A 13,335-nucleotide genomic window follows, 5' to 3' on the forward strand; every position below is an offset into this window, starting at 1 on the left:
ATTTCACATTGACCTTCAAAGCAAGTAAACCAATAAAATAACAGGATGAAGAGATCATTGCCAACTTTTACTTGACACAAACGTTAAAAAAATAAAGGTTCCAATGCAATTTAAAATATAATATAATTTTAAGGGAGGCAGAAAAATGTTTACAAAAAGAAAGGCTATTTCTATAGTAATAGTTATGGTACTTACTTTCAACATGTTTTTAACATCTGTGGTAAATATTTTTGCATTCAGCGAAGGGGAACAACTTAGTATTGGAGAAGAAGTAAAAGAAAAAAATGTAACAATAAATGATTTGAAGCCAGAAAATAAAATGCCTGAAGAAGAAAAAGATTATATTGAAAAGGAAGGCATTTTAGAAGAAAGTAAGAAAGATGATGAAGATAAAACCAAAGATGAAAAAGAAAATAATTTAGAAAAAGATGAAAAGATTGATAAAGAAAAAGATTATGTTGAAAAAGAAGATAAAAAAGATAATGGAATAATAGTAGTTTATAAAGATATTAAAAATGCTGACAAAATAAAAACTCAAATCTCTTCAAAAAACAGCATTTCTCAAATCAAATCCCATAGGCTTAGTGAAAGACTCCAAATGGAGAAAATAGAAATTAAAAGTGAAGATAAATTAGAATCTGTCCTGGAGGATTTAAATAATAATTTGGATGTTTTATATGCTCAACCTGATTATATTTGGAATCATTTGATTTGCCGCAGGAAGAGTATTTTAATCAGCAATGGGCACTTTTTAATAACGGACAAGAGATTAAAGGAGTTAACGGAACACAGGGTATAGATATAAACATTCAAAATGCATGGGATATTACTTATGGTGGAAATGATGTTATAGTTGCCGTTATAGATACCGGAGTTGATATTAAACATCCTGATATCGAAGAAAATATCTTTATAAATGTTAATGAAGAGTTAGACAGCGAAGATACAGATGGTAATGATTTAATAGATGATAAAAACGGGTGGGACTTTGTAAACAATGACAACAGTGTTTATGATTCTTCTGAACATGATTTTCATGGGACGCATATAAGCGGTATTGTTGCTGCTTCATTAAATGGAGAAGGAATAGCAGGTGTAGCTCCAAATGTAAAAATTCTTCCTGTTAAATTCATGGAAGGAAATACAGGAAGAACTTCAGATGCAATAAAAGCAATTGAATACGCATCCAGCATGGGAGCTTCAATTTTTAACTGTAGTTGGGGATCTTTACATTATAATCAGGCACTCAAGGATGTAATAGAACAAACAGAGGGGCTGTTTGTTTGTGCAGCAGGCAATTTTGGTCAAAATACAGAGATAGAGCCAGTATATCCGGCTGCCTACGATCTTGGTAATATAATTTCAGTTGCAGCTATAAATAATAATGGTGGATTAGCACCGTTTTCTAATTATGGAGAAAGTATAGATATTGCTGCACCAGGGGTTTCAATTATAAGTACAGTTCCAGAAGGTGAGTATGATTATCTTAGTGGAACATCAGTTGCAGTTCCTCATGTTGCAGGTGTAGCAGCACTTATAAAAAGCATGGATAATAGTTTAAGCACAGCGGAGATAAAAGATAGAATACTTGGTAATGTGACGAAATCGCAACATCTCTCTGGGAAAGTTTCTACTTCGGGGAGATTAAATGCAGGAGCAGCATTATTAAATGAACCACCTGAAAGTAATGATGATGGTAGTGAAGAATTTGTTGATGAAGGGCAGCTTACAATAGAAATATCCAGTATGAAGGCTGAGCCAGGTCAGGAAATAGAAATACCAATAAATATAAACAATATTCCTGAAGAAGGAATAAGCGGTTTTGATTTTATAGTAAATTATGATAAAACAGAAATGACATATAAAGGATTTGAGGCTGGAAGCATTATAAACGTTGCTTCTGCAAAGATAGAAGTTGCAGAAGTATCAAGAGGTCTAAAAATATTATATATAGATGAGTCAGAAGAATGTAATCAACCATTAATCCAATCAGGAGAAGTGGTTAGGCTAACATTTGAACTTAACAGTTCTTTTAGCGGAGTAACTCAGACAAGCTTTAGCAGTGGTTGGTCCTTTGCAAAAGTAGGAGAAGACAATAGAGTATATGGAATTGAAAATGTGGTATTTAAATCCGGAATTATTTTTACAGGGGATAATTATTCCTTAAGAGGATGGGATACATATGTTGAGCCTGAAAGAATAAACACTATGAATGTCAGGGAAGATGGAATAGGAGATGTAAGTGGAGACGGTCTTTTTAATAGTATAGATTATGTTTTGATGGACAGATATATACAGGAAATAATAGATACATTTCCTGTAGAAGATGATTATTGGGCAGGTGATGTAACTGCTGATGGATTAATAAACTCTAATGACTATGTAGCAATGAACAGGGTGTTAACGGAAGTAATAGATGATTTTCCAAAATCACGTATGCTTCCTACACCCCCTACAAATCTTCAATGGACTTTGAATAGTCAATCAGAGATAGTATTAACATGGGGACAATCTTATTGCGAGGAAAGCAGTTTTTTTGAAGGATATAAAATATATGTAGATGGTCATGAAGTTGGAACTACAACAGCGCTTACATATGCAATTACAGATATTGAAGGCTATATGCCAATTGTTACTGTAACAGGATATAGTGTAAGTCCGTATCAAATAGTGGTTGAGTCCAAACCTAGTAATGCAGCAGTAATTGATTTGGAAACTGATATAATAAAATTAACTAAAGATGTTGAAATAGAAGGTGACTTGGTCTATGACAGGGGAGTTATAGATCTAAATGGCCATACACTTATTGTAAAAGGAAATCTTACATTAACGTCAGATCCTTCAGATTCTCAAGCATATTGTACACTCAATATAGGTGGAGGCACATTGGTGGTATGGGGAGATTTTAAAATGTCTGAGTATAGCAGACTTGTTATGAGAAACCAAAATGACTATGTTCTGGTTAATGGTAATTTTGAAACTATATCAAAGATAGACCATAAAAATAATTCAGAAATTGAAAAGGGTGGAGATGGTGCCCCATGTCTTACCAACGGCAGATTTGAGGTGCTTAGAAATTTTTATCAGTTAATAGGTAATGATATGATTGGTGATCCTCGAAATTTTGCTACCGCTGAAAATCATACAACAATTTTAAGTGGTCCTGATAAACAAACAATATGGTTTGACAGAGCAGTTGTACAGAGTAATTATGAACATTCATTTTTTGAAAATCTTGTTATTACTAAGCCACTTGAAATAGGATATGAACTTATATTGATAGAGAAGGATTCAACAAAAGCGTGGAGAAATTTAATAGAAAGGTTTTCCTATGAGCCTGAAGAACCTGAAGAAGTGCCTAATATACCTATACAAAGGCATGGTATAGGAGTTGTGTCCGTTTATGCAAAAATATATGCTTTAGGTGGATATAAGGACGGTGTATTTTATAACGTTATAAATGAATATGACCCTCTTAAAGGAGAATGGACCGGCAGGCAAATGAGCATGCAGAGTGCAAGAAGAAATATGGGAGTTGTTGAAATTGATAATCAGATATATATTTTAGGTGGTCAAAGCAGTAATGGTTATGAAGGAACCATTGAAAATTTTTCAGTAGTAACACAGACAGGAAACATAATTAATGCCAATGGAAATATGACACCCAGAGCGGAGATGGCAGTAGTAGCTTCGGGAAATAAAATATATGTGATAGGTGGATATAACAGTGAGGGCTGCAGTGATGTTTTGGAAGTATACGACATTATTGACAATGAGTGGAGTCAAGGAGAAAGTATGTCAGTTGCAAGACGTGGAGCTGCAGCAGTTGTGTTTGATGGAAATATATATGTCATTGGAGGTAAAAATAATTCAGGAGAATATTTATCCACAGTTGAAAAATATAATATTGATTCGGGTCAATGGGAAACTATAAGTGCTCAGTTAAAATATCCAAGAGCTTATTTGGGTGCCGAAGTTATAAACGGTAAAATATATGCACTTGGAGGATTTAACGGCAAATCTCATTTATCTGTTGTAGAGGTATTTGATCCTGAAAAGCCTGAAAAAGGATGGGTAGATTCCCATAATATACTAAGACCGATATATGATGGTGGTAAACACAAAAAAATTCCTGAACCAAGGAGTTCATTTGGAACAGCAGTGGTTTATAATCAAATATACTTAATTGGTGGAGAAGATGAAAATGGACTTATGGAAAGATCACTAAAATATGTTGTTGGTGAAATGCCGGGATTAAGGATGTATGCCGGTTCAATAACAAAAAATACCGTGGGCGACAGGATTTTGTCGGGTGATTTTTATGAAAGTATAACTGATTTGAGCATAGATTCACCAGGTGTACCGATTAATTTACAAAGAACATATAATTCAATGGACAAGGATGAAGAGACATTTATAGGAAAAGGCTGGAGATTCAATTACGATTCCTATTTAGAAATTAAACAAAATTATGGGCGGGTTACAGCATCTTATTTAAATGTCAGAACCGGACCTAGTACAAATTATAATTCAATAGGACTTGCACCAAGGGATTCTATATTAAATCTTGAAATTGAAAACGGTCATGCTAAAACATATAATGGAAACTGGTATAAAGTATATTTATCAAACGGTGAGTATTACGTACATAAAAATTATATTAATATTATTCCATCAGGTGTTGAGATAAAAACAGAAGCCGGAAGGAGTTTGGTGTTTGATTATGATCCTGATACCGGTGAATACATATCCTCATATGGAAATTATAGCAAACTTTTCAAAAGTAATGATAAATATATTTTGGTTAAAAATGATATGACAAAGTATGAATATACAAAAAGTTCAGGAGACAACTTGTACAGATTGTCGGTAATTAAGGATAAGTATGAAAATACACTGAATGTAAGTGGAAGTTTGCAAAATGGAATATACAGGATTAACGAAATAAGTGATGGAGCAGGAAGGTATTTGAGATTTGATTATAATGATTTGGAGAAAACCATAACAGCAACAGATAATGAAGGTAGGACATTTGAATACAAATTAAATAATGATGGACAGCTTCAAGAAGTTATAAATGAATACGGAAAGGGAACAAGATATACTTATTATACTTCTGAGGATTTTACTGATGATGATCCAGGTAATAATGTTAATGATGAGAATTTAGAGAAACTAAGTGTTAATATAGGAAGATTGAAAAATGTAGAAATACAGGTGGAAAAAGAGGTTAACGGTACAATTGTAGAGGAGTACCAGGTGATATTAACAAATTATTATGATCAGTACGAAAGAATATATAAACAAGATGATGCATACAAGAAAGTAAAATACTGGCTCTTCTTAGATGTAAATATGGATGAGAATGCTGAACCTGGCACAGGAAGTGAAGTAATAGGCTCTGTAAAGAGGCAGTTTATAGACCAAAATAACGTAGCTACAACTATAGAATATAGCAGCTTTTTAAAACATCCCATAAAAGAGGAACACCCGGATGGTGGTATAATTGAGTATGAATACGAGATAAAATACAATGGTGCTTGGACAAATATAACAAACATTGGCATGGATGAAGCTATAAAAATAATAGGAAATAAAGATACAAGATATTTTGTAAAAGATAAATACGGCTATACTACTATGCGTGAAATTGATGTAAACGGAAATCTTGTAAAAGAAACCGAACGCTATGATGCAAGTGCGGTAGCAACTGTAGATGCACCTTATACTGAATATTCATATGATTTTAACTTGGTTCTAGATAATTTGGATCAAAGTAAAAACAACCTTATAAAAGTAGAAGAGAAAAAAGCAAATAATATAACAGATTCTAAAACAGAATACGTATATGACGGAGTAAAATTAGTTATGAAAAAAGAACGAATTGACCTTGATGATGGAAAAGAAGTTTATGCTGTAACTGAATATACATACAACCCTGACCATATTATAAAAGGACTTGTACAAACAGTTACAAATCCAGATGGAGTAATTACCGAATTTGAATATTATACGAATGGATATTTAAAAGCAGTAAAGGATCAAGATGGAAATGAAACAAAATATGTTTACGATGGTATTGGAAGAGTTGTAGAGAAGACTACACAGATGGGCTTTAAAACAATCTATCAATATAAAGATGAGGATGAGAATGAAAGCAGGGTGAAAAAAATAATAGTAAGTGATGGAAAGGGAAGGAACAGCATAACATTGACAGAGGAAGATGGTTACGGAAACATAATAAGAGAGGTAACACCTAAGCAGTATGAAGAAGGTGAGGAATATGAAACAAGATATGAATACAATTTAAGAAATGAGCTTGTAAAGAAGATTGAAAAATTAACAACCGGAGATATATATATTACGAGATATGAATATGACAATGCAGGAAATTTACAAAAAGAGATAAAGCCTAATGGAGATACCTACGTAACTGAATATGATAAAATGAATAGGATCAAGAAACTTACTTATAAAAAAGGTCCAAATGAAGATGACGGTGTTGTACTGGAAGAGTACTTTTATACCATGCCTGAACGTGAAACAGGAAGTAATTTAAAAAACAATGTGATTGAGAAGAGAGTTTATTATGAGGATGAACAGGATAAATACATAACTACAAAAGTAATAAGGGACTATAAAGCAAACACAGAAACAATTGAAGAAGAGGGTATAGAAGAACCCCTTGTAAAGGAGTATTCTAAAAATAATAAATTAATGAAAGAAATAAGAGGAGATAAAATTACTTGGTATGCCTATGATGGTTTAGGAAGAATAACTGCAAAGAGAACTCCAATTGAAAAGAAAAACGGTGAGATATACTACACCAGGACAAAATATGAATACACTCCTGCAGGAATTTTAAAGGGAGAATTTACTGGACTGGAAAAAGTACCGATAGTTGAAAACCCATCAACATATATTGGAAAAATTTATGAATACGATAATATGGGAAGATTAAAAGAGGTATTCGTCCAAGATGCAAAATATGTATATCAGGGTGGACAAGCTACTCCAACTGTTACAGTGACGAAGCTTTCCAATTATAATTATGATGATGATGGTAATTTGAGTGAAGAGACTATAGAGGTTGGAAATGAAGTTAGAATTACTAAATATAAAAACAACCATTTGGGATTGCCTGATGTTAAGTATGAATTTGTATGGGCAGATGAAGTTTACGAAATACCTGATGACGAGACAGGAGCATTTGCCATAGTTACAGAATATGAATATGATGCTGATGGAAATACAATAAAAGAAACAACAGGGGCTAAAAAGCTAAATCTAGGAAATGATTTTGAAATAATTGAAGAATATGGAACTGAAGTAATAAAAAAACATCAATATGATGACTATGGCAGAGTCATAAAGACAATTGAAAAAGGAAGTATTATCCCTGAAGGAAGCAGTAGTTCACAGCCGGTTGTTCAGGATATAATAACAGAAACAGAGTATGATTGGGAAGGAAGACCTGTAAAAGTTATAGACGGAAGAGGAAATGTGACAGAATACACATATACATATGAAGATACCGGGCTTGTTGAAAAGATGGTACAGACCCTGAACGGGGAAAGTGTAGTAAGTGTGGTATATTACGACTGGGCAGGAAGAGTTATTGCAGAAGTGTCACCTGATAATTACGTTGCAGGGGCAGATATAAGCCAAATGAACAGAACTGTATATGTGTATGAAGAAAATCAGTTAAAAGAAAAAAGATATATGGGTGATTTAACTGAGTTTACTTCAAGTTCACATCCACAAAAACAGACATCAAATATAAACATGGTAATAAGAAAATATGAATATGATAACTATGGTAACAAGATAAAAGAATGGGACGGAGTAGGATATCAGGATGGATACTATATAGAATATGAGTACAATCTTGCAGACATGGTTACAAAAGTTATTGACCCTGAAGCAGCTGAGATTGGGAGATATACAACAAGATATGAGTATGATGGGCTAGGAAGGTTAACAGTTGAAACAAATCTTAAAGGCAATACGATTGCAAATGGTCATCCGAAGGGAATATTCTATTCAAAAACAGCATATGATTATGACTATTTGAATAACGTGACTAGAAAATGGGTAGGAAGAGGAACAACAGATTCTTTTGATCCAAGACAGGTCGGGGAACTTATAGAAGAAAATTCATACGATATTTTGGGTAATTTGATATCTCACATTGACGGAAATGGCAATACAACAAAATATAAATACAATTCATTAGGCGAATTGAAAGAAGTAAAATATCCAATTGACAGCACAATGGAAATAGATGGTACTTCAGCATATAGGGTAAATTATGAATATGATGCTGCGAGGAATTTAAGAAGAGAAAGTGACAATTACGACAAAGAGATTTTATATGAATATGATGGTACAGGAAGACTTCAATCTAAAACTTCACAAAAAATTGACGGAACGGAATCTATAACGGTTGGTACACGGTATGACTCAAATGGAAATGTAAGGTTTGAAATTGACGGAAGAGGAAATAAGACAGAGTATAAATATGATGAATTAAACAAGCTTATAGAAAAGAAACAAGTGGTAATAAAGGGTAGCGAAACAATAGAGCATATTGAAAGCTATACATATGATAAAAATGGAAATCTAATGACAACTACAAATTCAGTGACAAGAGGCGGGAACACGGCTGTAAGCACTGAAGAAAATGTATATGATGAAATTAACAGGCTTATAGAGAAAAAAGATGCTTATGATGTGTCAATTGAAAAAATCATATATGATGAAAGTAATCGTCAAATATATTCATTTGATGCATTGAGCCAAAGAACAGATTATGAATATGACAAAAACGGTAGACTTATAAAAACAATATATCCGGAACTTTCACTTGAAGAAAGACGAACAGAGAGCAATACATATGATTTTGCAGGAAATGTAATGATTAAAAAAGATGGTGAAAATAATAAGACAACATATGTATATGATGAATTTGACAGACTTGACTATGTAGTTGATGCAATAGGTCAAAATACAAACTATGAATATGATTTAAACGGTAACATGGTAAAACAAGAGATGTTTGATGTTAATGGAGATTTAGTTCTTTCAACAACGTATCAATATAATGCATCAAATCTTATGACAAAGAAGATAGATCACAATGGAAGTGAAGATGACAGTACAACTTTTGAAGAGTATAAATATAATGCAAAAGGAGAGCTTCGTAAAAAGTTTGGAAGAAACAGATATCAAATTCTTCTTTTCTTGGGCACGGAAGTTACATATGAATATGATATTCATGGAAGACTTATGAAAGAGATGGCAACTAACCCACGATATTCGAGAGTAGAAATATCATATGAATACGATGCCAACGGAAACCAAATAAAAATGACTGACAGCACAGGGGAAACAATACGTATTTATGATGAATTAAACAGAACAATAAGTAAAAATGTAGGAAATATAAGTGGCGAAGCCTTGTATGAATATGATATAATTGTATCTGATGGAAATGATTATTTAACTGCAGAAGTGAGTGAGGATAACAGAGGAAATGCAGTAACAAAGGTATATGATAAGGCAGGGAGGTTGAAATATGTAGTAGATGATGAGTTGGTATCAGGTTCATCAATATCTAATGTGGATCCTACAAAACTAACAGAATATAGTTATTATGACAATGGAGCAAGAGAGAGCATAAGTCATCCTCAATTTACTGAAGGGTCTAATACATATAGATATAAGCAGTTTTACACATATTACGACGATGGTCTGTTGCGTATATTATTAACTCGCAAGATGATGATAACAAGTAGTGGAGAAACAGCAGTATCTCAATTAGAAAGATTTGACTATCGTTACGATAAAGCAGGTAATCAGATTGCAAAGATTGAAATTGTAAATGGAGTGTTAAAGGGCAGAACAGATTTTGAGTATGACGGGTTAAACAGACTAAAGAAGGTAATAGAGCCAAATGGAAGAGAAACTGTATATACCTTTGATGCAGCAGGGAATAGAAAAACAGAAACAATAACAGAATCTGGCACAACAATTAATAAAACTTATTACTACAACGACAAAAACTTATTGACAAAAATAGAAATACTAGGAGCAGAAACAATAGAATATGATTACGATGAGAATGGAAATCAAATAAAAGTAAGTAAGGTAGAAAACGGAGTTACAGAAGTTATTGCAGAGTATAAATACGATTCATTTAACAGGCTTATAGAAGCAATTACAGATACAGATACGGTAACATATGCGTATAACGGTGAAGGAAGGAGAATAAGAAAGAGTACAGGACAAGAGACAATAAACTATCTTTATGAGTATGACAAAGTAGTACTTGAAGTAGACGGAAACGGAAATCAGACAGCAAGGAACTTATATGGAATTAATCTGCTGATGAGAGATGTTGACGGTGAGTCATACTACTACATGTACAACGGACATGCAGACGTGACAGCATTGGTTAATGCGGCAACGGGAGAAGTGGCAGCAACATACTACTACGATGCATTTGGAAATATATTAGAATCTACAGGAGATGTAAACAACAATATAACTTATGCAGGATATCAGTATGATGAAGAGACAGGGCTGTATTATCTCAATGCAAGAATGTATGATCCAAAGATAGCAAGGTTCTTACAGGAGGATACATACAGGGGAGACCCAAATGATCCGTTGTCACTTAACTTGTATGCTTACTGTGCTTATAATCCTATTGTTTACTACGACCCAACAGGGCACTGGATAGATGAAATAGAAGAAAGATATGCCTATGAATATTGGAAATTAGAGGATTACGAAAGACTTGTTTTATTAGGTAGAGAATGGCATATTTTGAATCAACTTTATATCAGTTATGGATCAGAAAAATATTTAGAATTAAGGAATAAAAGACACGAAGAGGCAAATCTTATACGTGATAAGTATAAAAATGTAGTAATAGTATTCCAATCTCAAAGAAAGAAAGGTTTAAATTCTGATGGTACTATTGCTGATGATTTGAAATTTAACGATTTTAGTAGAGAACAACTTCTTGATCTTTCATCTTCATTTGAAGAACAGCTAAAAAATGCTAGTAATCCTGATTATTTATTCAAGAAACTTGAAAAAAGGGGAAAAACAAATTCAATGTTTTCCTTAGAAAAAGTGGTTTTAGATATGATAGACACATTTAGAAAAGGTGACAAAGAACAATATTCAAATGAAGTTCTTACAAAGAAAGTAAAGAAACATAAAAGAACAAAAGAATATATAAAATCAATAAAAAAGATAGTTATTGAAGAATTACAAAAACATGGAGGGGATGTAACTAAGATAAACTATGAAAAAGATACAGAGTATCATGATAAGATTCAAGATAACGTGACGCAACCATATTTCAATACAATGCGGAATAAAGCAACAGGGCTAACTATGGCTATAAATGATACTTGGTCAAATAATGTAATAATTAGAGAGTATGAATTTGATGGTGAAACATTTAAAGGAATTTTACAATTCAATATTTATGATAATTTTGGGCTTGATTCTCCTGATATTGAAAAACACGGTCAAAGGTCCGGGTTTAGAGAATGGTTTATGTTACAGCACTATGATGGTTATGAAGGAAAGTATAAGCCATTTATTACAGTAATTCAATTTGATGTTGAATTTAGTGGGAGGATAAATAAATGAGTAAAATAAAGGTTTCTAAATGTATAACTTTTATTTCCATAGGTCTTATTGCAGTTTTGCTACTGATTTTGATTTTAGTTACATTAAAAAATAAAAATGCAAATGATGAAAAGATAGAATTTATCCAAATACATCCGGATGAAGATTATATTTCTTATACGGGCGCTCATCATATAACAAGGCATTATATGATAATAAATCCTCCGGAAGACTTAGAGGAACTAAAAAAAGTAGGTGAACGCTTTTACAAAGAAAACTTTTATTTAGAGGATCTGAGTGACTATGAAAATACTTATTTCACAATGTTTTTTTATAGAGAAAGCAGGTATTTACCGAGAAATTGGGAACCTAATGAAGGTTATTTCGATGTGGATAGGATTGAATATCATAAAGATGACATGATTATGGCTATATATGATGGAAGGAATTTTTCAGGTAAAATAAGATATTCTTCTTTGAAAAGAAGTAAAGGAATATTCAATTATGGAGATATAGTTGAAGAGCTAGAATATGAAGAATAAAAATATGTTATGATGTTGTTGTAGATTGTAAAAAATTAATAGGGCTAAAATATGAGCTAATATTTAACAAGCAAAACAAGTGCTACATGCAATATAAGCGTAAAAGAGGTTTTTTTAAAGTTATTGGAAATAGCGCAATTAAGTAGGTGATAGAAAAGTTTTCTATCACCTACTGGTTCCACGCTGTTTTGCATGGGCAACAGCAAGGAATAAAATAGAAAATATGGATATAGAAAATATTTAACTTTAAAAAAGATACGATATAATAGCATTAAAATATATAGAGTGATGTAGGATGTTTACTGATGAATTTTTGTTTGCACAAGCACTGAATATTGAAGAGCCAATGTATATAAAAAATAGAGTATTTAAAAGAAGTTGGAGAATTACATATTTATATTGATTCCATAAAAGGAAGTATGTCAGTGGTAAAATTTAATTGGTTCTTCCTAGAGTAAGTTGAAAAAACAAATATGAATATGGAAGATAGAAGATTTGGAATAATAAAATCGCACTGTTTCAACTAACGCTGTAAAGAACCAATTATTATTGACAACAACACCCGAAAAACATTGATTTTATGGAGTTTTTTGGAACACGAGGTTTTACATGCAGATGAGACCACGGTGCAGGTGTTAAGAGAGCCTGGGAAGGCAGCCCAGTCAAAAAGCTATATGTGGTTATATAGGACCAGTGGTGAAGCAGAAAAACAGGTAGTACTTTTTGATTATCAGCCGGATAGGAAGTATAACCGGCCCAAGGAGTTTTTAGAAAGATTCAGTGGCTATTTACATACTGATGGGTATGAAGCCTATCACAAATTGTCGGATAACATAATAGTAGTAGGTTGTCTTGACCACCTTCGGAGAAAATTGAAAACAGGTTAAATCCTTATGAGTACTTATGAGTACTTAACGTGGGTATTTACACAAATGCCGAATCTGGGGAAGCCTGGCTATTTAGTTCACTTTGAATCCTACTAAAATTTAAAATATAATTAATATGTTCCTGTTTTAATTTAAAAATATTCACCTGTTGTGTGGTAAAATTGACCTAGAATAATTTGAAAATTTACAATTTATTTGATAAAACAATACTGTAAAAGAGGGGTATATTATGAAAAAAGTAAGCGTAAAAGAATTAA

The 13,335-nt window shown here is 32.6% G+C and carries 3 protein-coding genes and 1 pseudogene; all 4 read left to right on the forward strand.

Features of this window, described 5'->3' with window-relative positions; translation table 11 throughout:
• Positions 1 to 145 precede the first annotated feature (145 nt).
• Entirely contained in the window at positions 146 to 799 is a 654-nt protein-coding gene (locus HVS_RS01920) for a hypothetical protein (RefSeq protein ID WP_101298767.1), read from the forward strand.
• On the forward strand, positions 697 to 11,670 hold the full coding sequence (locus HVS_RS01925) for a DUF3289 family protein (protein WP_101298768.1): 10,974 nt from the start codon (positions 697 to 699) through the stop codon (positions 11,668 to 11,670). Before HVS_RS01920 ends, HVS_RS01925 begins: the two co-directional genes overlap by 103 nt.
• A complete protein-coding gene (locus tag HVS_RS01930) occupies positions 11,667 to 12,191 on the forward strand; it encodes a hypothetical protein (protein ID WP_101298769.1) in 525 nt (174 codons plus the stop codon). The genes HVS_RS01925 and HVS_RS01930 overlap by 4 nt, the downstream gene beginning before the upstream one ends.
• A 593-nt stretch (positions 12,192 to 12,784) precedes the next feature.
• A pseudogene (locus HVS_RS01935) lies at positions 12,785 to 13,063 on the forward strand (IS66 family transposase); the annotation flags it as partial.
• Positions 13,064 to 13,335: the final 272 nt, after the last annotated feature.

This window comes from Acetivibrio saccincola (assembly GCF_002844395.1).
Classification (GTDB): Bacteria; Bacillota; Clostridia; order Acetivibrionales; family Acetivibrionaceae; genus Herbivorax; species Herbivorax saccincola.